At 72.4% G+C, this 25,525-nt stretch carries 23 protein-coding genes; 14 read left to right on the top strand and 9 right to left on the bottom strand.

Annotated features, from left to right (window positions below):
- Positions 1–156: 156 nt before the first annotated feature.
- The 7 genes from WMF26_RS00840 to WMF26_RS00870 all read left to right on the top strand — a co-directional run bounded on the left by WMF26_RS00840 (position 157) and on the right by WMF26_RS00870 (position 7,702).
- Entirely contained in the window at positions 157–1,413 is a 1,257-nt protein-coding gene (locus tag WMF26_RS00840) for a carotenoid oxygenase family protein (protein ID WP_437998742.1), read from the top strand.
- Positions 1,414–1,750: 337 nt separating this feature from the next.
- Complete coding sequence (locus tag WMF26_RS00845; RefSeq protein WP_437998743.1) at positions 1,751–2,992, top strand: hypothetical protein; 1,242 nt, start codon at positions 1,751–1,753, stop codon at positions 2,990–2,992.
- Positions 2,989–4,092: a metallophosphoesterase family protein gene (locus WMF26_RS00850; protein WP_437998744.1), complete on the top strand. Its 1,104-nt coding sequence runs from the start codon at positions 2,989–2,991 to the stop codon at positions 4,090–4,092. Before WMF26_RS00845 ends, WMF26_RS00850 begins: the two co-directional genes overlap by 4 nt.
- Before the next feature lie 101 nt (positions 4,093–4,193).
- Complete coding sequence (locus WMF26_RS00855) at positions 4,194–5,330, top strand: trans-sulfuration enzyme family protein (protein ID WP_437998745.1); 1,137 nt, start codon at positions 4,194–4,196, stop codon at positions 5,328–5,330.
- A gap of 173 nt (positions 5,331–5,503) precedes the next feature.
- Positions 5,504–6,520, top strand: coding sequence for a zinc-binding alcohol dehydrogenase family protein (locus WMF26_RS00860; protein ID WP_437998746.1), 1,017 nt, complete (start codon positions 5,504–5,506; stop codon positions 6,518–6,520).
- Between the two features lie 118 nt (positions 6,521–6,638).
- Positions 6,639–7,037 carry a hypothetical protein gene (locus WMF26_RS00865; protein ID WP_061624030.1) on the top strand — a complete coding sequence of 133 codons (399 nt, stop codon included), beginning with the start codon at positions 6,639–6,641 and terminating at the stop codon, positions 7,035–7,037.
- A 260-nt stretch (positions 7,038–7,297) separates the two neighbouring features.
- The gene (locus WMF26_RS00870; RefSeq protein WP_437998747.1) at positions 7,298–7,702 is read left to right on the top strand and encodes a hypothetical protein; all 405 of its coding nucleotides are present in this window, start codon (positions 7,298–7,300) and stop codon (positions 7,700–7,702) included.
- Positions 7,703–7,747: 45 nt separating this feature from the next.
- Here the strand turns inward: WMF26_RS00870 and WMF26_RS00875 are convergent, their stop codons facing one another.
- The 6 genes from WMF26_RS00875 to WMF26_RS00900 form a co-directional block, all read right to left on the bottom strand.
- Complete coding sequence (locus WMF26_RS00875) at positions 7,748–9,652, bottom strand: hypothetical protein (protein WP_437998748.1); 1,905 nt, start codon at positions 9,650–9,652, stop codon at positions 7,748–7,750.
- An 81-nt stretch (positions 9,653–9,733) separates the two neighbouring features.
- The gene (locus tag WMF26_RS00880; RefSeq protein WP_437998749.1) at positions 9,734–10,822 is read right to left on the bottom strand and encodes a hypothetical protein; all 1,089 of its coding nucleotides are present in this window, start codon (positions 10,820–10,822) and stop codon (positions 9,734–9,736) included.
- A 147-nt stretch (positions 10,823–10,969) separates the two neighbouring features.
- On the bottom strand, positions 10,970–11,911 hold the full coding sequence (locus WMF26_RS00885; protein WP_437998750.1) for an STAS domain-containing protein: 942 nt from the start codon (positions 11,909–11,911) through the stop codon (positions 10,970–10,972).
- Between the two features lie 441 nt (positions 11,912–12,352).
- Positions 12,353–12,940, bottom strand: a complete 588-nt coding sequence (locus WMF26_RS00890) for a hypothetical protein (protein WP_437953445.1) — start codon at positions 12,938–12,940, stop codon at positions 12,353–12,355.
- A gap of 1 nt (position 12,941) precedes the next feature.
- Positions 12,942–13,196, bottom strand: coding sequence for a YdeI/OmpD-associated family protein (locus WMF26_RS00895; protein WP_437998751.1), 255 nt, complete (start codon positions 13,194–13,196; stop codon positions 12,942–12,944).
- Between the two features lie 242 nt (positions 13,197–13,438).
- Positions 13,439–13,882, bottom strand: coding sequence for a hypothetical protein (locus WMF26_RS00900; protein ID WP_437998752.1), 444 nt, complete (start codon positions 13,880–13,882; stop codon positions 13,439–13,441).
- 360 nt (positions 13,883–14,242) lie between these two features.
- Between WMF26_RS00900 and WMF26_RS00905 the strand changes: the two genes are divergently transcribed.
- The 5 genes from WMF26_RS00905 to WMF26_RS00925 all read left to right on the top strand — a co-directional run bounded on the left by WMF26_RS00905 (position 14,243) and on the right by WMF26_RS00925 (position 18,035).
- Positions 14,243–15,163, top strand: coding sequence for a hypothetical protein (locus tag WMF26_RS00905; RefSeq protein ID WP_437998753.1), 921 nt, complete (start codon positions 14,243–14,245; stop codon positions 15,161–15,163).
- Positions 15,164–15,165: 2 nt separating this feature from the next.
- Positions 15,166–15,942, top strand: coding sequence for a hypothetical protein (locus WMF26_RS00910; RefSeq protein ID WP_437998754.1), 777 nt, complete (start codon positions 15,166–15,168; stop codon positions 15,940–15,942).
- Positions 15,939–16,841: a DUF692 domain-containing protein gene (locus WMF26_RS00915; protein WP_437998755.1), complete on the top strand. Its 903-nt coding sequence runs from the start codon at positions 15,939–15,941 to the stop codon at positions 16,839–16,841. Before WMF26_RS00910 ends, WMF26_RS00915 begins: the two co-directional genes overlap by 4 nt.
- On the top strand, positions 16,838–17,389 hold the full coding sequence (locus WMF26_RS00920) for a hypothetical protein (protein ID WP_437998756.1): 552 nt from the start codon (positions 16,838–16,840) through the stop codon (positions 17,387–17,389). The genes WMF26_RS00915 and WMF26_RS00920 overlap by 4 nt, the downstream gene beginning before the upstream one ends.
- A 286-nt stretch (positions 17,390–17,675) precedes the next feature.
- Entirely contained in the window at positions 17,676–18,035 is a 360-nt protein-coding gene (locus WMF26_RS00925) for a hypothetical protein (protein ID WP_437998757.1), read from the top strand.
- An 89-nt stretch (positions 18,036–18,124) separates the two neighbouring features.
- Here WMF26_RS00925 and WMF26_RS00930 read toward each other — a convergent pair whose 3' ends face one another.
- Complete coding sequence (locus WMF26_RS00930; protein WP_437998758.1) at positions 18,125–18,658, bottom strand: hypothetical protein; 534 nt, start codon at positions 18,656–18,658, stop codon at positions 18,125–18,127.
- 286 nt (positions 18,659–18,944) lie between these two features.
- On the opposite strand from WMF26_RS00930, the gene WMF26_RS00935 reads away from it, so the two are divergent.
- Positions 18,945–20,924, top strand: a complete 1,980-nt coding sequence (locus WMF26_RS00935) for a hypothetical protein (RefSeq protein WP_437998759.1) — start codon at positions 18,945–18,947, stop codon at positions 20,922–20,924.
- 168 nt (positions 20,925–21,092) lie between these two features.
- Here WMF26_RS00935 and WMF26_RS00940 read toward each other — a convergent pair whose 3' ends face one another.
- Positions 21,093–21,719, bottom strand: a complete 627-nt coding sequence (locus tag WMF26_RS00940; RefSeq protein ID WP_437998760.1) for a TetR/AcrR family transcriptional regulator — start codon at positions 21,717–21,719, stop codon at positions 21,093–21,095.
- A gap of 68 nt (positions 21,720–21,787) precedes the next feature.
- On the opposite strand from WMF26_RS00940, the gene WMF26_RS00945 reads away from it, so the two are divergent.
- Positions 21,788–23,224: an FAD-dependent monooxygenase gene (locus WMF26_RS00945; RefSeq protein ID WP_438002505.1), complete on the top strand. Its 1,437-nt coding sequence runs from the start codon at positions 21,788–21,790 to the stop codon at positions 23,222–23,224.
- A 241-nt stretch (positions 23,225–23,465) separates the two neighbouring features.
- Here the strand turns inward: WMF26_RS00945 and WMF26_RS00950 are convergent, their stop codons facing one another.
- Entirely contained in the window at positions 23,466–25,247 is a 1,782-nt protein-coding gene (locus tag WMF26_RS00950) for a discoidin domain-containing protein (protein ID WP_437998761.1), read from the bottom strand.
- Positions 25,248–25,525 lie beyond the last annotated feature (278 nt).

Here is a 25,525-nt window from a genome sequence, read left to right on the forward strand (position 1 = left end):
GCCCCGCTTCGCGGCTGCTACCGTGGTCCGCGGGTGCGCAGGGGCGCCCATCCCGCCGAGAAGAAGCCTTCACCCTGCACGCGCGACGAACGCGGGTGTCCCATTGCGATGTCCTCCGGCCGAGGGGAGCGGGTACGGCCACGACGAGGAGAGCGCATGACTGGACCCAGTTCGCCCGAGACCCTGCCCTTTCACCTGACCGGCAACTTCGCCCCGGTGCCCGACGAGATCGCCGTTCACGACCTCGACGTGACGGGGACGCTGCCGCCGGAGCTGGCGGGCACCTACGTCCGCAATGGGCCCAACCCGAGGAACGGCCCATCGCCCACCTGGTTTCTCGGCCAGGGCATGTTGCACGGCGTTCGCATCGAGGGCGGTCGGGCCCGCTGGTACCGGAACCGCTGGATCGACGCGCCCACGACGTCGAACACGAACATCGTCCGTCACGCGGGAAGGCTGCTGGCCCTGGTCGAGACGGCGCCTCCGGTCGTCGTCACCGGCGAGCTCGCGACCGTCGGCGCGCTCGACTTCGCGGGCGGCCTGACCCGCGGCATGACCGCGCATCCGAAGATCTGCCCCTCGACCGGAGAGCTGCTGTTCTTCGTCTACGGCCTGCAGGCGCCGTTCGTCACGTACTACCGCGCGAATGCGTCCGGTGAGCTGGTGCAATCGGAGCCGATCGAGGTCGGGAGCCCCACCTACATGCACGACTTCGCGATCACGCGACGTTACGCGGTCTTCCTCGATCTCCCCGTGCTGTTCCATGGCTGGCGTACTCCCGTGCCGATCCAGTGGAGCGACGACTACGGCGCGCGCATCGGCGTGCTGCCGCGCGACGGCCGGGGCGACCAGGTGCGCTGGTTCCCGATCGCGCCTTGCAGCGTCGTTCACACCGCCAACGCCTACGAGGAAGGCGGGACGATCGTGCTCGACGTCATGCGCGCCTCGACGCTGGACGCGCCCTCACGGCTCCATCGCTACACCGTGGACCTCGAGGAGGGCGTCGTCCATGAGGCCGCGCTCGACGCGCTGCACGCCGAGTTCCCGCGCATCGACGACCGCCGTACGGGATCGGCGCACCGGTACGTGTACGCCCTCGAGCTCCGCAACCTGGTAAACGGCATTCCGACCCATACCGCGCTCCGCAAGTACGATGTCGCAACCGGCCGTTCCACGGTCCATGACTTCGGGCCCGATCGCTTCCCCGGCGAGTGCGTCTTCGTCCCCAGGACGCCGGGCTCCGACGAGGACGACGGCTATGCCATCGGCTATGTCTACGATCGCAGACGGAACGCGAGCGACCTCGTCGTGCTCGATGCGGCCGACTTCGCGGCACCCGCGCTCGCCACCATCGCGCTGCCCAGGCGCGTTCCCTTCGGGATCCACGGGAGCTGGTTCCCGGATCTCGGCTGAGCCGGTCCCGATCTCGGTCGCGCGCCTCGCCCCGGCGTTGCCGGTCTCACCGGCCCTGTGAGCGGTCCGCCGGAGGCGCGGACGACGTGGTTGTCAACTTGAATCTATAACCGCGCACGCAGGGCTCGTAGGCGATACGGGCGCTGCGCGTCGTGCTGGTCGAAGAGTCGCTGATGTCCCGCCGTCCGCTCCGCGGGCGCGAGCAGCCCGATGTGCTCGTGGTCCTGAGGACACGCGGCCGACCCTGGCCGAGGAGCGACGTCGTGGCCGGGGTGCTGTCGACGCGTGCAAAGTCCGAGCGACCGTGCCACGGTAGGCCTCCGCCGCGCAGAGCTCGATGCTGAGGACCCCGCGTACGACAGGCCACCTCCTCGCCCTGTTGCTCCTCCTCGTCGCCGCGCCGGCCCAGGCCGGGGAGGGCAAGGGCGCGCCGGGCTCCCCGGCCGTGCCCGCGCCGAGCGGAGCGCCTGCGGCCGCCGCGCCGAGCGGAGCGCCTGCGGCCGCCGCGTCGAGCGGAGCGCCTGCGGCATCCGCATCGAGCGAAGCGCCTGCGGCCGCCGCGCCGGCGAGGGAACGCGTCTCCACCGGGCGGCGCGCCCTCGCCGCGGCCGGCGCGGTGGTCCCCGGGGTCGTCGCGCACGGCACCGGGCACTTCCTCCTGGGCGAGGCGCGCACGGGGTGGATCCTCCTCGGGCTCGAGGGCGCAGGGGCCGGGCTCGCCGTGGGCGGCCTCGCGGGCGCGGCGGTCTCCGGGGCCTCACGGCGCGTCATCGCCCCCATCGTGCTCACCACCGTGACGGGCGCAGGCCTGTTCGGGATCTCCCTCCTCGCGGACCTCTACGGCGTGCTCGCCCCGGAGGGCGGCACCGGCAGCCCTCCTCGGTCGCTGCCCTGGGTCGAGACGCAGCTCGGCGTGGCCTACGTGTACGACCCCACGTTCGCCTACCGCACGTTCCTCGTGCCGGGCATGGATCTGCGCCTGAGCTCGCTCCGCCTCTCGGGCTCAGGCTGGTTTTCCCTGAACGACGACAACGCGCGCCTCCGCGCCGAGGCCGCGTACCGCTTCCTCGGCCCCCGCACGCCGGAAAGCCCGCGCGCGGCCGACGGCTCGTTCCTCGAGCTCGAGGGCGCGATCACCCATCATCGCTACACCTCCGACGACTTCTCGATCACCACCGGCGAGGTCACCCTCCAGGGCCGGCTCGACCTCGCCCACATCGGGCGCACGCTCCGGGGCTCGTTCGCGGAGATGGGGTGGGGGATCGCGGTCGAGGGCTACCGCTACGGCCGCCGCCCGCTCGAGGGGAACGAGCTCTTGATTCCCCATTTCGCCTTCGGCATGTACCTCGGGCACGCCGGATATCCGCGCGGCGAGGCCAAGGTGGTCTACGACCACCGGCACGACGGGTATGCCGGCGGCGCGAAGATCCCCGGCCTCGGCAGCGGCGTCCCGGGCCACCTCGGCCTCGAGGGCCGGCTCTACGCCTCGCGGCGCTGGGGCCTGCTCGCCGACGTGGAGGCCGGCTCCGCGTACGTCGGGCGCCTGTCGCTGCTCTTCCGCCCTGGAGACTCGCCATGATCCCGAGACACGCTCTCCTCGCGCTGCTCGCCCTCACCGCGCCGCTCACCCTCTCTTGCCTCGACGTCGCCGAGGGCCGCGCGCGCCGCGACCTGGAGGTGGGGAAGGCCTCGCGGGGCCAGGCGCGCGTCGCCGTGGACGAGGGGCTCGCGGCGATCCGCCGCCTCGAGCCGGGCGCGCTCTCGCTCTGGGCGAGCGCGCCCGCGCTCTCGATGCGCCTCACCGACGAGGCGGGCGGGCCGTGGACGATCACGATCGAGAACATGCTCGTCGACGCCGAGCTCTCGGCCCGCGTCGGCGACGAGCGCGTGCCCGTGGAGCTCGTCGAGGCGCCGCATCCGACCCAGCGCACCTTCCGCCTCTCCCTGCCGCCCGGCGCCGAGGCGGCGCTCTCGCTGCGCCCGCCGGACGAGGCGCGGCTCGAGCCGTGGCGGTTCGCGGTGTTCGCCGACGTCCAGGAGAAGATCGACAGCGTTCAGGACATCTACGCGAAGATGAACGAGGCGGAGGGCGTCCGCTTCGCGCTCATCAGCGGCGATCTCACCTCGCGCGGCTCGCCCGAGCAGCTCGAGCGGTTCCAGCGCGAGATGAAGACGCTGCGTTTCCCGTGCTATGCGACGCTCGGCAACCACGAGCTCGGCACGCGGGACGACCTCTATCACGAGTGGTTCGGCCGGGGGAACTTCAGCTTCGCGTTCCGGGGCGTGCAGTTCACGATGCTCGACTCGGCGAGCGCGACGATCGATCCGCTCGCGTACGGGTGGCTCGACGGCTGGCTCGCCGAGGGGCGGGAGCGCTTGCACGTGGTCACGATGCACCTCGCGCCCCTCGATCCGGTGGGCTCGCGCAACGGCGCGTTCGCGAGCCGCGCCGAGGCGAACAAGCTGCTGACGATGCTCGCGGACGGGCGCGTGGATCTCACGTTCTACGGCCACATCCATTCGTTCTATGCGTTCGAGAACGCGGGGATCCCGGCGTACATCTCGGGCGGCGGCGGCGCGATCCCCGAGCGGCTCGACGGCATCGGGCGACACTTCCTCACGGTGGACGTCGAGCCTCCCGGGAAGGTCGCGCAGGTCGCGGTCGTGCGCGTGGACTGAGTCGGATCGCCTCGCAGCCCATGGCCCGCCGCGTCGATGCGCCGCGAGGCCATCGACCGGGGCGGGCGCGAGCGCCGGCGCCCGCGCTATCCTCGGCCCCGATGACCTCTCCCGAGACGCTCGCCGCGCAGGCGCGCCACTTCATCGACGACGCGACCGGCGCGGTCGTGCCGCCGCTCCACGCGAGCACGACGTACGCGCGCGACGAGGGCTATCGCCTGCCCGCCGCCCACGAGTACACGCGCGACGACAACCCGACGTACCGCGCGCCCGAGGCGCTGCTCGCCGCCCTCGAGCGCGGCGCCGACGCGCGCCTGTTCGCGTCGGGCATGGCCGCCGCGACCACGGCCGTGCAGGCGCTCGTGCGGCCCGGCGCGCGCCTCGTCGCCTCGCGCGCGATGTACCACGGCCTCCGCCTCTGGATGACCGAGTGGTGCGCGACGTGGAACGTCGATCTCGAGCTCGTCGACGCGACCGACCTCGACGCGCTCCGCGCGGCCGTCCAGCGCGGCCCGACGTCCCTCGTCTGGATCGAGACGCCCGCGAACCCCACCTGGGACGTCGTCGACATCGCGGCCGCGGCCGAGATCGCCCGCGCGCGCGGCGCGCGGCTCGCCGTCGACTCGACCGTCGCCACGCCCGTCCACACGCAGCCGCTCGACCTCGGCGCCGACCTCGTGATGCACGCCGCCACCAAGGCGCTCAACGGCCACAGCGACGTCCTCGCGGGCGCGCTCGTGGCCGCGCGCGACGACGAGGCGTGGCAGCGCGTCCGCCACCTCCGCCACGTGCAGGGCGCGGTCCCCGGCCCGTTCGAGGCGTGGCTCCTCCTGCGGGGCATGCGGACGCTCTTCGTGCGCGTCGGCCGGGCGAGCGCCACCGCCTTGGAGCTCGCCCGCCGCCTCGCGGCCCACGCCGGCGTCGAGCGGGTGCTGTACCCGGGGCTCGAGTCCCACCCCGGTCACGCGGTGGCAGCGCGGCAGATGCAGGGCGGGTTCGGGTCGATGCTCTCCATCCTCGTGCGCGGCGGCGCCGAGGACGCGCTCCGCGTCGCCGGCCGCGTGAAGGTCTTTCTCCGCGCGACCTCCCTCGGCGGCGTCGAGAGCCTGATCGAGCACCGGGCGACCGTGGAGGGCCCGCGGACGCTGGCGCCCCCGAACCTGCTCCGGCTCTCGATCGGCCTCGAGTCGCTCGACGACCTCTGGACCGATCTCGACGAGGCGCTCCGGGCGCGCTGACGGCCGCCGACGGCGCGGCGACGGCCGCGGGGTGAGCTCGGCCGTCGCGTCGGCGTCATTGATGAACTGCATTCACAGATCTTCGTCTCCGCGGGCCGATTGTGCGCTGCGGCCGCCGGGTGCACCTTGCGATGCGTGACGGGGACCTCTGCCGGTCCCCGCGAGGAGAAGCCATGCGCGCCGTAGGACTCCACCGTTACCTCCCGATCGATCACCCCGAGAGCCTGCTCGACGTCGAGCTTCCGGAGCCGGAGCCGGGGCCGCGCGACCTGCGCGTGCGGGTGCGCGCGGTCGCCGTGAACCCGGTCGACGTGAAGGTCCGCTCGCCGAAGCCCCGGGTCGAGGACGCGCCGCGCGTGCTCGGCTGGGACGCCGCCGGCGTCGTCGAGGCGGTCGGCGCGGAGGTCACCGCCTTCCGCCCGGGGGACCGCGTGTACTACGCGGGGAGCATCGCGCGGCCCGGCAGCAACGCCGAGGTGCACCTCGTCGACGAGCGCATCGCCGGGCCGATGCCGCGGACGCTCGGGTTCGCCGACGCGGCGGCGCTGCCGCTCACCGCGCTGACCGCGTGGGAGGGGCTGTTCGAGCGCCTCCGCGTCGAGCCCGACGGCCGCGACGCGGGGCGCACGGTGCTCGTCATCGGCGGCGCCGGCGGCGTGGGCTCGATGGTGGTGCAGCTCGCGAAGGCCGCCGGGCTGCGCGTGGTCGCCACCGCGTCGCGCGAGGAGAGCCGGGCGTGGGCGGCGCTCCTCGGCGCCGACGTCCTCGTCGACCACCGCGCGCCGCTCCGCCCGCAGCTCGAGGCCGCGGGCATGAAGGGCGTGGAGCTGATCTTCAACACGCAGAGCACCGAGGCGTGGTGGGACACGATGGCGGACGTCGTGGCGCCGCTCGGGCGCATCGTCGGCATCGTCGAGACGTCGGGGCCGGTCGACCTCGGCAAGCTGATGTCGAAGAGCGCGAGCTTCTCGTGGGAGCTGATGTTCACGCGGTCGCTCCACGGCACCCCGGACATGGTCGCGCAGCGGGAGATCCTCACGCGCGTGGCGGCGTGGGTGGACGCGGGGCGCCTCCGCTCGACGCGGCGCGAGCACCTCGGCCGGATCGACGCGGCGAACCTGCGCGCCGCGCACGCGCGCCTGGAGTCGGGGCAGACCGTGGGGAAGGTCGTGCTGGAGGGGTGGGGCTGACCGCGCGGCGCGCCGGGCCGCGCGCGGCCGCGGCGCGGGCGAGCTCGGCCGGCCCCGGCGGCGCCGCGCGCCCGCGGCGAGGCGGTGCGATCCCGGGGCGCTGCTACGCTGAAGGGGCATGTCCGAGCCCGCGTGGAAGAAGCTCGTCGATCAGCTCAAGGACCAGGGGCACAAGAGCCCGTACCTCGACCGCCTCCGGCAGCGCCTGCCCGCGGCCGCCCCGTCGGATCTCGCCGGCGAGATCCTCAGGGAGATGGCCTCGGCGCTCGGGAGGTCCGAGGACAAGATCAACGTCGCGCTGCTCGAGCTCGAGCTGCAGGGCAAGGCGCTCGATGAGCTCGCCCGCGGCCAGGGCGCCGACGCGCGGGAGCGGGCGGCGATGATCGCGGCCTACAACCGGCAGCGGGAGGTGGCCGCGCAGGCGCTCTGGGAGCTGCGCGTGCACCGGGAGGCGCTCGGGTTCCGGCGGAACGACGACCTCGCCGCGATGTACCCGATCCCGCCGAAGCGGGCGTAGCGTCTCCTGTCACAGGGTGTCACCGGACACCCCTGTGACAGTGTGTCACCCGCAGAGATCCGCGGAGAGGGCGCACCGGCGAGCCGGCCGTGCGGAGCGCGGGCGTCTCGGCGCCTCCGAGGCAGGCGGCGCGCGGCCGCGAGACGGCTCGATCTCCGGGGATCGGCGCGATCTCTCGCCTGGCCTGCCGGTTGCTGAGCCTGCCCCCGCGAGCGCGCCGTCGCGGTGAATCGACGGCCGCAACCAGAGGAGGACTCACCATGAAGCTCGATCGACGTGTGCTCATCCGCCGGACCTTGATCGCCGCCGCCGCCGTGTTGCCCATCGCCGCCGCGGTCGCCGCGAGCGTGCCGAACGACGCCGTGGCCGGGTGCCAGATCACGGTGCGCGTGCACAACTCCGGCAGCCAGCCGTTCGCGGTCGACTGGGACGAGAGCAAGGTGAAGGCGAGAGGCGGCACGTGGGACAAGCTCGCGAAGAGCTCGTCCGAGCAGGTCGACCCCGGTGAGACGAAATCGATCGTCTATGGGGCGCTCTTCAACTGCGGAGCGAATCGCCGGTACCAGATCCACACGACCCGGGGCGGCGACGAGGAGACGACCTACTTCCCAAGCCCCGACGGCTGGACGACCGACCAGACGCCGACGATCAACGTGTCGATGTGAGCCCGCGGCGAGCGCTGCGCGGGCTTCGCCCGAGGCGGCCTGGCGTCAGCGCGAGCCGAGCGCGATCGCGTCCTGGATCGCGGCCATGGGCAGCCGCACGCGGGCGGTGACGCGGGCCGCGCCGGAGCCGAGCACGTCGGAGGTGACCGCGACCGGGATCGCGACCTCGCCGCGCGCCGGCAGCGTCGCGAGCCCGGCGAGCTGCTCGGCGGCTTCATCCAGCGCCTCCTTCGTGTCGCCGGTCGCCCCCAGCAACGTGAGGCCCGCCAGCGAGAAGAGCCCGCCGGCCAGCGCCCCGGGCTGTCGCAGCGCCTCCAGGCCCGGCGCCGCGCCGAGCGTGCGCTCGTCCCGACCCGGGTCGGTCGCGGCGCGCAGCCGGGCCACCACGGCGGCGTCCTCATCGCCGATCCCGAACCACGTCCGCTGGCCGGCGGGCACGACGTAGAGGTGCGTCGTGCGCGGGGCCTTCGCGGGCGGGGCGCCCTTCGTGAGCGGCGTAGAGCGCAGCTCGACGTGCAGCGTCCCCGCGGGCAGCGTGGCGGGCGCTCGGACGATCACGGACGTGGTGCGCTCGTTGTCCTCGTCCTTGCTTGCGCGGGCCTCCGGGGCGCCCGGCGCGCCTGCGCCCCCCGCTGCCTTCGCGCTCGCCTTGAGCTTGTCCAGCTCCTCGCTGAGCAGGAGCAGCTCCTTCACCCCCGGGATCCAGGTCTGGGCCGGCTCCTCGACCGCGACCAGGATCCACGGCTGCAGCGCGCGGCGCGCGGCCTTCTGCGAGCGCGCCGCGCCCTTGCCGCTCTGGTAAGCCGCGAGCGCCCGCTCCGCCGCCGCGCGATCTCCGCCCGCGCCCATCACCAAGGAGCCTCCCGTGAGCACCATCGTGTCGAAGCGCTGGAGCAATCGATCGAGCACCGCCGCGTCGTAGCCGTCGTCCACCGAGTCGTCGCGCACCGCCCGGAAGAGGGCCTCGCGCAGCGGGGTGAGCTCCGCGCGCGACGCGCCCTGGGTGTAGAACGCGACGGCCGTGTCGCTCGGCAGGCGCAGGAAGGCCGGCGGGGGGGCGGCGTCCGGCGCCACGGCCGGCGCGAGGGCCAGCGTGAGCGGCGAGCGCCGGCTCGCGAAGCGCAGGCTGACGCCGACGTCGACCTCCGCGTGGCCCCACCGGAGGTCCATGCTCATGCTCTCGAGGTCGCGCATGAGCGCGTCGCCGAGCTCCCGGCCCAGCGCCCCCGTGTGGCCGTCGTCATCGCCGCCGTCCTCGCTCTTCATCACCTCGCGGATCGCCCACTCCAGCACCTCGATCCGCGCGTCGGCGTCGACCGGCTGCGGGCCGACGACCTCCACGAGGTAACGCGCGGCCGCGTCGATGTCCTTCGCGTCCTGGGCGCAGAGCAGGCGCGCGTTGCCCCTGCGCGCGCCGGGCTCGAAGGCGCAGGTGTGGGGCGGCGTCTCCTCGTCGGGGTCGGCGTCGCGCGCGCGCTCGACGCGCAGGATGCCCCGGTGCTCCTTGAGCACGAATCGCTCGTGCAGCCGCAGCACCTCCTGCTCCGCGACCGGCAGGGAGACCACGACGCGCGACTCCGTCTCCGTGATGCCGAACCAGGCGACGTCGATCGGCCTGTCCAGATCGACCACCTCGGCGAGCGCGGGACCCAGCGCGTACTCGAGCAGCATCTCGGGCCTCATCGGGCCCGCGCTCCACAGGAGCGGGCCGAGCGGCGTGCTCGCCAGAAACCGCGTGAGGTGGCTCCAGGTCCGCTGCGGGTCGGCGATCCGCAGCACGGAGGAGAGCCCCTCCGGCGCGGTCGCGGGCTGCGCCGCCGCGGGGGCGGGCGCGGCGCGCGCCGGGAGCGGCGCCGGAGGCAGCGGCGCGACGGGGCCGTGCTGGGGAGCCGGAGCGCCGGCGCACGCGGCGACGAGGGCGATCGGCAGCAGGAGGGCGGCTCGCTTCATGGAGACCCGGATCGTCGCGCCCGAACGGCCCGCATGGCAAGCGGCCTCGGCAAGAGCACGCTCCTGACGGCCCGCGAGGGCTCATTTCGGGAGCTTCATCACCGTGCCGGCGGCGCTGTTCGTCCAGTAGACGCTCGTGGCGTCCACCGCGATGCCGAGCGGATGATCTTGCCCTGTCGCGAGCGTCGTGATGTCGCCGCCTCCGACAGGCACCTTCTTCACGGTCCCGTCATCGTTCGTCCAGTAGACGCTCTCGGCGTCAATCGCGAGCTTCCGCGGGTTGCGCTGCCCCTCCGCGAGCGCGAAGGGGCCGCCACCATCGAGCGTGGCCTTCATGACAGTGCCTCCGTCGTTGGTCCAGTAGACGAAGGCCGCGTCCACGGCGATGTCCTTGGGCTTCGCCTGCCCTTCTGCCAGCGTGACGACGTCGCCGCCCTCGATCGGCACCTTCATCACCGTGCCCCCTTCGTTCACCCAGTAGACGTGGGTCGCGTCCACCGCGACGCCGAGGGGCGACTCCTGCGCTGTCGCGAGCGCGACGGCGTCGCCGCCCTGGACCGGCACCTTCATGACGGTGCCCTGGTCGGCGCTCGTCCAGTAGACGTTCGCGGCGTCGGCCGCGATGCCCATGGGGTACGTCTGCCCAGCGGCGAGGATCTCGAGATCGCCCTCGAGCGACGACTTCATGATGATCTCTGTGCCGGAGTCCGAGAGGTAGACCGTGCCGCCGTGGACCGCGACGCTCCGGGGAGAGAAGGGGGGATCCCCCGAGACGAAGACGGAGGCATTGCCGCCGCCGGCCGGCACCATCATCACCGTGCGAGCGACGGCATCGGCCCAGTAAGCGTTGGTGTCGTCGACCGCGATGTCCACCGGCTCGGTTCCGCCCGACGCCAGGAGGAGCGGCTCGCAGCGCCCCTGCGCGCACGCCTCTCCGAGGCAGTAATGGTCGCAAGCGCCGCAGTGCTCCGGATCGGAGCGCAAATCCACGCAGAGACCGGAGCAGGAGACCTCACCCTCGTCGCAGCCGGGCAGGTCGACCCCGCCGCTCCCACCCCCGCCGGAGGTCCCCGCGCTCGTGGCAGAGGAGCCATCCGGCGTAAATTCTCGAGGCTCGGGGGCACACGCGACGGCCAGAGTCAGCAGGCTCAGCATGAGGAAGCGGTTCATGGCGCGCATTGTACACGGAACGCGGGCGCCGTCCGGCCCGCCCGCCGGCGGGCGCGGCGCCGCGACGACTCCACGGTTGCCGGCGCGCGGGCGGCGCGGGATGGACGCAAAATAATCAACAAAATCGAACGGTTGTGCGTCGCGATGCTACCTCGCGCCCAGGGCCGCCGCGATGCCGGAGCGCAGGGTGCTGAAGGTGGCGATGCCGCGCAGATCGATGCCGAGCTGTACGAGGACTTGGGCCATGGCCGGCTGAATCCCGGTGATCAGCACGCGGGCCCCGAGCAATCGCACGGACTGCGCGGCGCGGATCATCGCGTTCGCCGCCTGCGTGTCGATCGTCTCCACGCCGGTGACGTCGAGGATCACCGTGGAGGCGCCTTCCTTCGCGACCCCGTGGAGCAGCCCTTCCATGATCTGCTCGGAGCGCCGGGTGTCGATGGGCCCGACGAGGGGCATGGCGAGCACGCCGGGCGCGAGGGGCAGGAGCGGCGTGCCGAGGGCGCGGATCGTCTCCTGCTGCGCCGCGATGAGCTCGGCGCTCCGCCGCAGCTCCGCGGCCCTGGCCTCGGCGGCCTGCCGCGCCCGCACCTGCTCGGTCAGCTCGACGCTGAAATGGCACACCCCGACGATCGCGCCCGCCCCGTCGCGAACAGGCGCGTACACCACGTTGAACCAACGTTGCTCGTCGCGGCCGGTCGTGGGGTCGCGGACCGCCACCGGGAGCTCGCTGGCGATGAAGGGATTGCCCGTGCGATAGACATGATTGAAGAGGTCGAGGAGCCCCTGCTCCTTGGCCTCCGGCGCGACCTCGACGAGCGGCCTGCCCAGGAACTCGCGGCCCGGCAGGGCCGCGCAGTAGGCCGGGTTCACGAAGGTATACGTGAAGTCGTCGCCCTGCCACATGGCGGTGGGCGCCGGCGACTGGTTCAGCACCTCGACCAGGCCCTGGTACCCCGCCCGCGCCTCGTCCAGCGCTGCCCGCGCCGCTGCCAGCGCGGCCTGCGCCTCGGCCAGCGCGCTCTCCAGCGCGCCTATCTGCTGGCGCGCCGCGGCGAGGTCGGAGGTGGACGCGTCACCATGAACCACCTCTCCGTTCATTCGTTCTCCCTCAGCGGACCGATGTCAGGTCCTCGTTCCACGATTCACCAACGCTCGACGTGTCGTGCGCTACAAATGACGACGGCGCGCTCCGGCGAAATATCGAGTCTATACCGCAGCAAGGGCTCAGCGTACAGGCTGAGGTGGCAAATCGGCGGGACACCGCGTCGGCGCGTCTGTGGTGCGCCGCGCGACACCGGCCTGCATGGCCAGACCTGCGCTATCCGCGGAGCAGCACGTGGCGACGATCCCGACGATCATGAAGAGCGCGCTCGTGAATCCGGAGGCGACGGACCTCGCGACCACCGCGATGTCGCCGGGGCCCGGGACGATGGCCAGCACGAGCGTGGAGCCGAGCGATGCCACGATGTTGCCAGGGGTCGTGGGTCGCGTCCGGAGCAACGGAGAGCCGCCGCGAGGGCGCGCGCCTCAGCGCGCCGGCGCGGTGTCCTCGTCGTCGAGCGCCGGCCACGCCGGCCGGAGCGGGAGGACGAGCGCATCGAACGGAGCGGGCAGCGACACGGGGGCCCCCGCGTGCACGCAGAACTCCCGGCCAGGCCCGAGCACCATCTGGCGCATCCACAGGCCGGCGCCCGCCTGGTCCAGGACCGGCGCGAGCTGGGCGAAGAGCTCACCGTAGGACATGCCGTCGGGCTTGCCGAACCAGTGGGCGTAGCCGGGCGCGCGCAGCGCTGCTCCGCCCCGCAGGCGGTACAGTCCCCCGGCCCCGCCGCTGGCCACGGCGGCGGCGGCGTCGTGCGGCGCCGAGCGGCTGGCCGAGACCGCGGCCTCGTTCAATGCGCCGAGCGCACCGAAATCTTGCACGAGGTACCAGTCCTCGTAGACGTCGCCGCCGCCGGCCGCCCAGGGAGCCCCGGAGAGCCCGACGCTGAACGACCGGACAAAGCCTGGCGACGGCGCTGCGGCGAGCGCCGCATGAAAGGCGCGCTGCCGGCCCTCGTAGTCCTTCGCGGCGGCCTGTGGCTGTCTCCAGTGCCAGAACACGTAGGCCAGCATCTCACCCCTTTTCCGAGGCTGGGTGTTTCATGTTCATGTAAACGCCGCCCGCCTCGAGCTCATCCAGCATCTGGAGAAGCCGCTTTTCCTTGGTCTCCTGGCGCTTCGCCTTGTCGATCCACCCGATGTAGTCGTTCTGCTGGTAGGCGGGGCGCTGCCGGTAAGCATCCATCAAGCCACGCTCGTCCAGCGCAGTCTTGACGAAATCCGGCATCGGGTACCTGGGCCGCTTCAGGCCTGACGAATCGGCGCTCATGGCCTCCTCGTTATACCGATGCCGGGCGTGGACGTGAAGGGCCCCGTCCGGTCCAGCGGCGCCTCCGGCGGCCCGGCGCCCGCGGCGCTTGCGTGGGGGCGGTGCGCCGCCGCACGGCGCGAACGGAGACGCGCGCGTCGGCCGGTGGCTACGCCATCGGCTCGCGGTCGCGCCAGGGGCCGGCCGACCGGGGCGCGGCCGGCCCCTTCGGGGCGCGTGCGCGGGGACCGCACCCCCGACGCTCACGGGAGGCTGACGTTGATGCTCGTGAGGATCTGATTCTTCGGGAGCGAGCAGGTGACCAGGTACGATACGAACGGCCCCTTCATCGAGTCGGGCACCGTCACCGACTTCCATTGCGCTCCGGACGCGATGCTGAAGTTGAGGTTGCCGACCTCGGTCCCATTCCAGTTGGTGGCCGTCACGGAGCAGAGGGTGGCCGGCCGGGTGGTGTCCCTGACGTTGACTTCGACCTCATTGATCTGCTCGCCGGTGGTGACGAGCGGGCAGGCCACGTTGACGCTTTGCAGCGCCTCGATGCCCATGGCCGGATAGTACACCCGATTGGCGTGCTCCGGGGCCTGGGCGCGGCAAACCCCGCCGTGATGGTTCTGGACCGCCGCGTCGGCGACGGCGGAAACGCTGAAGATGGTCCCCAGAAGTGCGATGCTGTGAATGGTCTTCATGACGTCTGTTCCTTGCTCTGTATCGCTTTCGTGCGACGCACGGCTCGGTGAGCCTCTCGGTCAGCGCGTGCCGCCCGGGCGCCTCACCGTTCGTCGATGGGGGTTTATGCGAGGCACGAGCGGCGGCTGACATCCATCGAAGAGCACCGCAGAGCGCCGCCGCGGGGCCGATGCCCGAGCGACCCAGGGGCGGAGCCGCCCTCCGGCGGTCGGAGCGACGTTGGGTCCGCCGGTCCGCCGTTCCCCCTTCCGCGGCCGAGGCGACCCCGGCGAGGTCGTCGCCCCGGGGGACGCGGCCCTGGGGGGGCGATGGAACTTTCGATGCCGTGGCGCGTCTCAGCTCGCCGGAGGTTCCGCCCGATGCCCGGACGTCGTGGTCTCTTCCTTGTGCTGCCCCTTCTTGGCCCGGCGCCGCTCTCCGCCGGGTGTGCCCGGCCGATCGACGCCCCGGACGGCACCGCGTACGTGCTGCTCGATCCCGCGGCGCGCGCTCGCTGGACCGTGGAGAGCGACGGCTGGCGCGGCGCGCCGGTCCTGCCGGTCGCCCTCGACGCCGCGGAGCCGGCCCTGCTGCGCGGCCCGGGGGGCGCGGAGGTGCTCGAGCTGCGCGGGGGCATGCTCGCGCACGTGCGCGGCGGAGGCGGCGAGGTCCGCTGGCTCGCGGTGGGCGACGAGGCGCGCGACGACCGCCTGACCGTGCGCGCCAGCGAAGCGGCCGCGGCGGCGCTCGCGGCCCTCGTCGATGGGGAGATCACCGCGCGGCGCGACGGCCTGTGGACGCTCGCCGCGCCGGACCTGCTCGAGCGCGGCTCCTTCCTCGAGCCGCCCGCGGGCGTGATCGAGGCCCTGCCCGACACACCGCGCGATCGTGCCTCCTTCACGCCCTCGGCCTCGCAGGAGGCCCTCGACGCGCTCGCCGCGCCGGCCGCGGCCGCCGCCGGCAGCGCGGCCGGCGCGCAGGAGCCTGGCAGCGCGGAGGCGGAGCTTGTCGGCCTCTACGCCGCGGGGCTGCGGACGCTCCTCCTGGACGCCTCCGGCGGCTTCACGATCGAGGACGGCTGCACCGGCGCGGTGATCGCGACCGGCGAGTACTCGGCCGCGGGCGATCGCGTGACGCTGCGATCCCGCGGGGCGGCGCCGATCGTGCTGGGCCGGGATCGGGAGAGGCTGCTCCACCCGGACTGGGCGGAGTTCGCGCCGCTCGCGCCCGAGCCGTCGCGGCGCGGCGAGCCCGAGAGCGAGTTGATCGACGATGCCGGCGCGGTCGCCGGCGAGGAGTGACCATGAAGCGCAGGCATTTGCTGGGAGCGACTGCAGCTGGGCTCGCGGCCACCGCGTGGCCCGCGTTCCTCCGCGAGGCGTTCGGCGACGGCGCCGCGTGCGACGAGACGGGCAAGCCGGCGGCCGCCGCGGGGTCGCTGGTCCAGGTCTCGGCCGCGTTCCGCCGCGCCCGGCAGGCGAAACGAGCGCTGCTCGTCTTCGTCATCCCGGCCGACGACGGCGCCAAGTGGGAGCGCGGCCACGCGTTCGGCGAGCTGCTCAACTTCGGCGCGGACAAGGATATCGCCCCGCTCGCCGGCGTCGAGGTCGTCTGCGCGACCATGGCCGATCTGAAGAAGCTCGTGCCGAGCGCCGGCGACGGGGAGCCGCTCCTCGTGGTGGTCAGGACCGACAAGGTGCCCGTCGCCGCGACGCAGCTCGACGTCGCGCTCCCGATCTACGACGGGATGCGCGGCCTCGGGGGCGGGAGCTGGGAGGAGCGGATGAAGCGCGACGACGCGATCGCGGCGAAGCGGATCGGCGCGCTCGGCGCGCTGCTCCGCAAGGGCCTCGGCGCCGGCGCGGACAACCTCGAGGCCCGGGCCGCGAGCGTGCGGGCGCGGCTCGTGAAGGCGCCGCCGGCGGGCGCGCGCTGGGCGATCGCCAGCGGATGCGGGACCGAGGTCGAGGGGGTCGACGAGACCGGGATGATGGCGTGCGGCATGGGGCATGTGCCCTCCAAGTCCAGGCGCTTCCTCTACTTCTTCGCGGTCGAGGGGCGAGGGGCACCCCCGCGTTGATCCCGGTCGGCCTCACGCTCCAGCCCGACGCGGCGTTCCTCGATCTGCTCGGCGAGGCGATCCTGCGCGACGCCGACTACTACGAGGTGGCGCCCGAGACGCTCTGGCGCGCGCCGGACGCCGCCGGGGCCGATCTCCAGGAGAACGGCTTTCACCGCCGCTTCGCCGAGCTCGCGCGCCGGTCGGATCGGCCGTTCGTCGCGCACGGCGTGGGCTTCTCGATCGGCGGCGCCTCGGCCGCGGACGCCGGCCGGCGCGCCCGGTGGCGCGCGGCCCTCCGGCGCGATCACGCGATCTTCCGCTTCCGCTGGTACACCGATCACCTCGGGGTCAGCGCGCCGGCCGGGCTCTCGGCCGGGCTGCCGCTCCCGCTGCCGATGAGCGCGCACAGCGCGGCCGTCGCCCGCCGCGCGCTCCGGGAGATGCAGGCCGTCGTGGAGGACGTCGGCGTCGAGAACAGCGTCAGCTACTTCGTGCTCGGCGATCCGCTGGAGGAGCCGCGCTTCCTCGGGCGCATCCTGAGGGCGCCGCGGACGCACCTGCTGCTCGATCTGCACAACGTCTTCACCATGGCGCAGAACTTCGGCTTCGATCCGGAGGAGTACGTGGCCCGGCTCGATCTTGCGCGGGTGATCGAGATCCACCTGTCCGGCGGCGGCCCGAGCGATCCGGGCTGGCTGCCTTCCGGCCGGGTGATGCGGCTCGACGGTCACGACGACGCGGTGCCGGAGCCGGTGTGGCGCCTCCTGGAAGAGGTCGCGCCGCGGTGCCCGAACCTGCGCGGGGTGACGCTGGAGCGCATGGAGGGCACGGTGCACGGCGCGGCCGACGCGGCCGCCGTGCGGGAGGAGCTGCGCCGCGCGCGGCGCGTGCTCGGCCGGCGCGGGAGGCGCAGGTGACGGGGCGCGCGGGCGGCGGGAGGGCAGGGGAGCGCGCGGCGGCGCGGCTGACCGGGGCGCAGGCGCACGCGCGTTACGAAGCGCTCGTGGCCCGCGCGATGACCGCCGAGGACCCCGTGGCCGCGCTCCGCGCCGCGGCCGGAGATCCGGCGCTCCCGCCCGCGCTCCGGCGGGCGCTGATCGCCGCGGACGAGGACGGCGTGCGGATGTCGGCGCTGCTCGTGGCGCGGCTCCGCTTCGAGCGGCTCCTGCGCGGATCGCCCGAGGCCGAGGCGTGGTTCGACCGCGATCCTGCGGAGTTCAGCGCCGCGTTCCGGCGCTACCACGCCGAGGTGCCCCCCACGGCCTTCTTCCCTCCGGGCGAGGCCGGCCTGTTCCGCCGCTGGATCGAGGCGCAACCCGGCGAGCAGGCCGACCCCGGGCACGGGCAGATGCAGCCCGCCTCGAATGCCGTCGTCCAGACGCTCGCGGGCGCAGCGGCGCCCGCTGGCGCGGCGGAGCCAGCCGACGCTGGCCCTGCGAGCGACCCCCGATGGCGAGCTCCGTGAGCCGATCTATCTAAATAGCCGGAATTGCGCGATCGGACGAGGCACGCTTCCGGGCGTGCCTCGAGCGGCGCTCAGTAGTTCCAGCTCATCGAAGCATCGTCCACGTAGACCTGCTCCCACGCTCCCGGGTGCGTCCCCATCGTGACGCGCACCGTGATGTTCTTGGTGCACGCCGTCTTTCGCGCATGCGAATCTCTGAGGGGACCCGACCGAGCCCGTACTTGCGCCGGCGATGCTCGCGAGCCGCGTGGTCACGCGGGCGATTTTCTCCGCGAAGATGCGCTCCATGCTCCGCGAGGACGTCGGATTTTTGTTGTTTGCCGCAAGCGCACGCAGTTCGAACGGAAGCGACACGACCCACTGCCTGACAGGCGCGTTGGGCAAGATCCGATCGACGAGCGTCGCCGCCTCATTGCATAACCGGCGCGATGCGCAGGTGGGGCAGGGGCTTGTTCGCTACGTCGCGCTACGTCGAGTGGGCCGTGCTCATGAAAGCACCTTTCGATGCTTTGCGATGCCCGAGATGCGAACTGAAAATGCGCGCGCTTTCGACGAACACAGACCCTACGGTTTCCTATCCGCTGGCCGCGTCGCGGCATCGACCTGGCGCACGCCTACCGTGAGGATCCATGCACCAGATTCGTGATCTCGAGGAGCGACCGCACGAGCGGTGGATCCTCTGTCGAGAAGCGCAGCGAACGCGCGGGCATCGACGTCGCGCGCCCCCCCCGGCGCTCACGGCGTCGTGACGGCCCCGCACGTGTGGCGCGCGAGCTGCTCTTGCGTGAGCGTCCGGAGCACGTCGGCCAGCGCGGCCACCCCTTCCGGGATCGGGACGCAGTCCCGCGCTTCCCCGCATTCGTACCCGACATCGACGACCGCGTCGTCGACCTGGATCCGGAACAAGCTCCCGTCCACGGGTCGCGCGTCTCTCCCGTACAGCACAGGCGCCGCCGCGAGCGCCGCGACGACATCAGGATGGCCGAGCGCATTCGCGACGTCGCCGGCGCTCACCCCCTCCTCGCAGGCTTCGAGCTCCTGCGAGCACGTCATCAGCAGCGTGTCGCCCCGGATCGCGCGCCGCTCGAACGAGAAGTCACGGCACGGCGAGAGCGCGCTGGTCTCCGCGTTCGGGGTGAACCCACCGAAGTATCCCCAGCGGATCGTGTCCTCCACGCAACCGCAGCCGTCCGAGCCGCCGCTCCCGTCGGAGCTCGACCCGTTGCTCCCGCTGGAGCTCGACCCGCCGTCCCCGGGCAAGCACCCCATGGCCCATCCCCCCAGAAGCCCGCTCGCCACAAGCATCAATCCCCAATAATTTCGCATTTCAAAGCCTCCGGCTGCGGCCCCGGCAAGATCCGGACCGGGGCGTGCTGTGTCGTTGAAGAGCCCGTTCGATCGCTAGGTCGTATGACATCGGCGCCCCGTCGGCCAGAGCGTGCCGTCACACCACGAGCGGGTGGAACGCGTCGGCGACCCGTCGCTCCACGCTGCCGTGTGCCGGCTGCCCCGACCCCGCGCCGCGCGCCGTCGCGCGCCGGTGTAGCCTGACCGCATGCGCGCCCGCCGCCTCCGCCACGCCCTCGCCTTCGCCGCGCTGGCGGCCGGCGCCGGCATCGCCGGGTGCTCGTGGCGGGCGTCCGAGCGCCCCTCCGCGCCGCATCAGGACGCCGCGGGCGCGGCGGTGCAGCCGTCCGCCCCGCCGCCTCCCTCCGCCAACTCGGCCGCGGGCGAGCCGGCGCCCGGCGCTGCGCGGCAGGAGAGCGCGCCAGCGGGGCGGCCTCTCCTGCTCGTCACGGATCGCGCGGTGCTCGCCGAGCTCGAGGCCGCGGGCCTCGACTTCGGCGCGGTGCTCACCGGAGCGCCGCGCGCGCCGGCCGCGCTCTCCGCGCTGTCCCGCACCCCCGAGCTCGCGTCGGTCTCCGGCGTGCTCGCGGAGGATCTGCGGCAGGTCCAGCGCGCCGATCCGAGGAGCGGGACGAGCGTCGCGCGCCACGCCCACCGCCTCTTCGACGAGCGGTGGCTCTCCGCGGAGGGCGCCCGCTTCGAGCTCATCGGCGTGGTGAACCGGATGGATCGCCGCCCGTTCCACGCCTCGGCCTGCGGCGAGACCCGCCTCGTGTACCGGCTGGCCTACGCCGCGAAGACCCCGGACGGCGCGGCCGCCGCCTCGCGCCTCCCGATGACCGCGGCGTTCGAGCTCCTCGCCACCGGCGGCGACGCGCCCTCATGCCGCCGCCTCGCGCAGGCCTGGTCGCGCGCGGCGGAGCTCTCCGGCCCGGCGCTCGCCCGCTGGCTCACCTCGGCCGACGGCCCGCTCGCTCCCCCGGCCGTCGATCGCGCGCACCTCGCGCGGCTCGTGGTGAACCTGCAGAGCGTCCGCTGGCCGTCCACCGTGCGCCCGGACCTCGGCGGGCACGCGGAGTACGTGCTCCGCGCCTTCCGCTGGGACGCGCGCGCCGGTCGCTATGCGCCCCTCGCCCTCGAGAACACCCCCGACGTCGCCCGGATCGCCCGCGACCCGAAGCAGCGCGACCGGCTGCGCGCCTGGCTGTCGGCCCCCGAGAACCTCGCGCGCATCGACGAGGGGACCGCGCTCCTGCCCGTCGAGTTCCTCGCCACGAAGGCGCTGTCGGCCACGCCCCACGGCCTCGCGCGCCGCGCCAACCGGCCGTTCCGCGTGCTGTTCGAGCCCCGCGATTTCGGCGGCGTCGATTTCGGCGGCCTCACGCGCGTCCGCTCGCCGGAGGGGCTGCTCCGGCGGCTCGACCAGATGACCTGCCCCGGGTGCCACCAGAGCGGATCGATCGCCGGCTTCCACCTGCTCGGGCAGGAGCCTCCCGGCCGCGCCCTCGACGCGCTCGCCGCCGCCGAGTCCGCGCACCTCGCGGGCGATCTCCCGCGCCGGCAGGCGGTGGTCGAGGCCGTCGCCCGGGGCGCGGCGCCGGACCACGGCGTGCCGTATCCCGAGCGGGCCGACGGCGTCCGCGCCGGGTACGGCGCCCGCTGCGGGCTGGGCGACCCGAGCTTCGCGGACTGGACGTGCGCGGAAGGGCTCGTGTGCTCCGCGTACGATGCGCCGCGCGAGGACCGGACGACCGTCGGCGTGTGCCTGCCGGCGGCGCCGGAGGTCGGCGACCCCTGCCAGGTCGGCGCCGTCGTCCCCCACGCCGACCCGCACCGCGACCGCGCCGCGGCGGCGCAGCCCGGGGCGTGCCCGCCCGCCGCGGTGTGCAACACGAGCCCTGTCGGGTTCCCGGGCGGCATGTGCACCGGCAGCTGCGGCGCGCTCCCGGCGGAGGGCGTCTGCGGCGCCATCGCCGTGCTCGATCCGTTCAACCGCTGCCTCGCCCGCGGGACACCGTTCACCGAGTGCTTGAGCCGCCACGTCGCGCCCGCGGGCCTGCGCCGCTGCTCGAGCGAGGCGCCCTGCCGCGAGGACTACGTGTGCGCCAGGACGAGCTCGGGCGAGGGCGCCTGCATCCCGCCGTACTTCCTGTTCCAGCTCCGGGTCGACGGCCACGCGGTGCCGTGAGCCGCCCGGCGCCCGCTGCGCCGGGGCCGAGGAGGCAGCCCACCTGGGCACCGAGCATCCGGACCGCGCGCCTCGCCTCCGGGAGGGCAAAGCGTCGGCGCGATGGCAGCGGGGACAGGTCGCATTGGTCAACGATGCATGACGCGCGAACCCCTGGGTGGGGATGGGTCATTCGGTCGTCTGCCAGCTCGAGCTCGCCGCCATGCCGTGAGCGGCCGCAAAGCCGCGATCGATCAACGCGATGAACGCGGCGTTCGCCCTCTTCGCCGAGCCTCCGCGCTCGAACACGCGGATCGCCTCGCCGTACGCCGTGCGCCACGTCAGCACGACCATGCCGGCGACGAGCCGCGCGAGGCCATCGGGCTTCGGACCAGCGAGATCGATCGCGAGCCCCTCGACCACCTCGTCCCCGATCTCGCGGAGGCGCGCCTTGAGCGACGGGCTCGCCGCGACGACGCGCCACCAGCCGACCGTCTGGCTATCGACGCGCGCGAACGGGTGCTTCTGCTCGCACAGCCTGTCGACGAGGCGGCGGAGCGCGTCGATCGGCGACTGCCCTGGCGGCCTCTCGCCGATGGCCTCGCGCAGGAGCAGCTTCACCTCGTCCTCGCGATCGAAGAGGAGGTCTTCCTTTCGCGCGAAGTAGTTGAACACCGTCATCTTGGAGACGTCAGCGGCGGCGGCGATCTCTTCGACCGTCACCGCGTCGAAGCCGCGCGCGAAGAACAGCTCCGTCGCGACGTCGGAGATCCGCTGCCTGGTCTCGCGCTTCTTCCTTTCGCGGAGCTCGCCCATGAATCGAATCTTAGACTAAGACAAAAATTGTGCTTGCACAAATATTTACCGAGTCTAAGTTTTACGTCATGACTCAGGACGTGGTCATCGTAGGCGCTGGTCCGGTCGGGCTCTTCCTCTCGATCGAGCTCGCGATCGCGGGCGTGAAGCCGCTCGTCCTGGAGCGGCTCGTGGAGCCCGACCGCACGATCAAGGCCGCCGCGGTCGGCGCGGTGGCGGCCGAGGCACTGGAACGACGTGGGCTCGCGGGCGCGCTCGACGACGAGCAGCGCGCCGCCATGGCGCTGATGATGCCGGCGCTGAAGGCCCGCTTCGGACCTGGACCGGTGAAGAAGCCGGGAGGCCATTTTTCTGGACTGTTCTTGATCGACCAGGGCCTCCAGCGCGACCCGGAGCGCCGCATGCGCCCCGTGCCGCAAGAGGCGCTCGAGAAGATCCTGATCGCGCGCGCGACGGAGCTCGGGATCGACATCCGTCGCGGCATCACGGTGGAAGGCCTCGAGCGGGACGACGACGGCGTGACCGTGCAGACGAGCGCGGGCCCGCTGCGCGCGAAGTACCTCGTCGGCTGCGACGGCGGCCGGAGCCGCGTCCGCAAGCTCGCCGGCTTCGAGTTCCCCGGCACGGATCCGACCATCACCGGCTATCAGGCTGTCGTCGAGCTCGATGCGCCCGAGAAGCTGCCGACGGGTTGGCACCGGACGCCGCGCGGCCTCGTCGCGTCCGGACCGACGCCGGGGCGCGTCTTCACGGCGGAGTTCAACGGGCCGCCGCCCCATCGCGATGCGCCGATCACGCGAGCCGAGGTCGAGGCGGCGATCCAGCGCGTGAGCGGCACCGACGTCAAGATCCTGTCGATGACGATGGCGACGCGCTGGACCGACAACGCGCGGCAAGCGACGACCTACCGGATGGGCCGCGTCTTTCTCGCCGGTGACGCCGCGCACGTCCACTCGCCCTTCGGCGGCCAGGGCCTGAACCTCGGCCTCGTCGACGCCGCGAACCTCGGTTGGAAGCTCGCCGCGGCGGTGAAGGGGCGCGAGCATCTCCTCGACTCGTACACCGCCGAGCGCCATCCCGTCGCCGCGCGCGTCCTCGAAAATACCCGCGCGCAAGTCGCGCTCATGCGTCCTGACCCGCTGACGAGCGCGCTCCGCGCCATCGTGAGCGACCTGATGAAGCTGCCCGCAGGCAATCGCTACTTCGGCGAGATGCTCACGGGCGTCGGCATTCGTTACGACCTCGGTGACGACGACCCGCTCGTCGGCACGCTCGCGAAGGACCAGCTCCTCACGCTCAAAGGCGGCAGCGAAGAGCGGCTCTACACGCTGATGGAGAACGGAGGCGGCCTCTTCATCTCGCCTTTGGAGCGGTCACTCCCGCAAGACGTGCAAGTTGCACGCACCCAAGGCGGCCCGTCGATGCTCGTTCGTCCCGACGGCTGCATCGCGTGGACAGACGCGTCGTCGACGTCGCTCGACGACGCGCTCGCGCGCTGGTTCTGAATCAGAGCGACGCTCCCGTCGCCGCGCCGCCAGGCTCGAGGTCCCGAAGGGGCCATCTCCCGTGCCGGGATGAGATCGCGGGGTCGTAGGTGGGATGCGCTGACGTGTGCGTCTGTGGCAGGAGCTGCCGGTGCCCCCATCAGCACCGGCGCTGCCGGTGCCAACGTGACAGCGGGTAGGACCTCCGTGGTTTTTTTAGGATCCCTGGCCGCACGCCTGGTGGGTGGAACCAGGCCAGGTGCTAGGGCGCGCCCGCGTGCGTCAGCGTCTCCCAGCCGATGTGGTTGCCGAACCGCGTGGAAGCGCTGCTCATCGCCCTCACCCGTGCGATGAGCGCCTCGGTCTTCGGCATGCTGATGCCGCGCCGGTCGTGGAACTCGTTGTACCCGATCTCCCAGCCCATCACCGCCGAGTGGCCGCCGGCGTTCTTGGAGAAGCTGCTGCAAGGCCAGCTCCGCGCCGGCATCCAGCCCGCGGGGGAGACCTCCACGCCGACCCGATTGCGCGTGTTGTCGAGATACTGCAGCACGTAGTCGGCGTTCAATTCGAGCGACTCCCGCAGGCGGTTCTCGTCATGCTCCGGGTCGTCGCCGTAGGCGCTGCGAGGGTCGCTTTGGATGCGGAGGGTCTCTGCCATGTTCGCGAGCGAGCTCATGCCCATCTGGGTATGCCCGAGGTCGCGGCAGGTCTCCTGCTCGAGGCCAGCGATGTAGCGCGTCGGGTTGCTCCAGATCGACGCGAGCTCGGTCCCGCTGGTGTAGCGCGGCCTCCCCTGGTACATCGGAGAGAGCGGCTGGCCGCCGTCGCTCGGCATGTAGATCATCGCCTTGCTCGAGTGTTCTACCTGGCTCACGACGTACTCGTACTTTTCGAGATCGTTCGTGAAGATCGCGATATCGAGCGCCACCTCGTTCATCACGGCCGTGCGGTTCTGGCCGCCCGTCCAGCCGTCTTTCACCAGGTCCCAGTAGACGGTCCTGAAGTGGTCCTCTTGCAGCGCGGTGTCCGCGGCCGTCCAGCCGCTGTACGTGTAACGCAAGATCTCCGCGGCGCGCAGGAAGTTGGTGCCTGCCCAGCCAGCGTTGAAGTGACCGTTGGCGTAGACCTGAGAGTTGTTGTCCGGGAAGCGGGGTTGATCGAACAAGATGGCGGTCAGCGTGCGCGCCCAGGCGTTGAGGATGCCTCTCGCGTTCTCGGCATACTGCGCGTCGCCGCTGTAGTACCAGAGCAGCGCCTGCGTATAGGCGGCGTTCGCGTCGTTGACGATGCTGTCGCAGCCTGCCTGCTCGTAGCCCAGATCGATGGCCTTTTGCTTCGATCCAGGCGTGGAGCACTTGACGACCGGCACCGGGTCGGCGACGTAGCTCCGGTCCGCGGGCCTCGAGCCCCTGGCGAGCTGGTACTCTTTGCTCCAGGGCTGCTCGCCGTTGCGGATCTTTGTTTTGACGAAATCCAGCTGTTCCTTGCTGACCAGGATGCCAGGATGTACGAAGGGGCTGGCGGGGGCCGCGCTGCCGGCGATCTGGAGCTCCGTCACGCTGGCGTAGTCGTTCACGGTGTTCCCGTTCACCGTGAGACGGACGTAACGCGCGTTGACGGGCTGGAATTCAGCCGGCTGGAGCGACGTGCTCGGCAGGCTCTTCCCCGAGACGAGCGGCGAGAAATTGCGACCGTCCGTGGACGTCGAGAGCGCGTAGTCATAGATGCGTCCATCGACTCCGCCGTTGTACCAACCCAGAGAGATGCCGCAGATGCTCTGCGTCGCGCCCAGGTCCGCGGTCACGTAGGCGCCCTTACCGCGGCCCGACCAGCGGGTGGCCAGGTTGCCATCCGCGACGTTCGCTGCCGGGTTCTCGGCCTGCGCGACGCTGGCGACGAGGCTCGCCGGCGTGAGGCGAACCGTGCAGCCCGGCGTCGCGAGCGATGATGGCTTCTGGTCGATGACCGGATCGCCGTCCGTCAGCGAGCCCTCGCCAGCGCCCGTGTCGGCATCTCCAGCGCAGCCCAAAAGAACAAGCGCCAAGGCGACACACATTGTGGGAGCGGTAGTGCGTAAGCTCAAGGTATTCTCCTTCGGGCGGATTATTGCCCGCCTCAAAGCACAAGTGTGCGCAGTAGTGCTACCAAGTAAGAGTGAAAGTCTCAAAGAGATAAGGTGCGATTTCTACTGGGAATGTCAAGCCCTGCCGCGCGATCGGCTCCGGATGACAGCCTCATGCTTTGCTTGCGCTTCCACCTTTCTTCAGGGTAAAGGATGCATGTCAGTCGTGTGTTGGTCGTGAGATGGGCCGTTTTCGATTC

This window comes from Sorangium sp. So ce185 (genome assembly GCF_051526825.1).
GTDB classification, from domain to species: domain Bacteria; phylum Myxococcota_A; class Polyangia; order Polyangiales; family Polyangiaceae; genus Sorangium; species Sorangium cellulosum_D.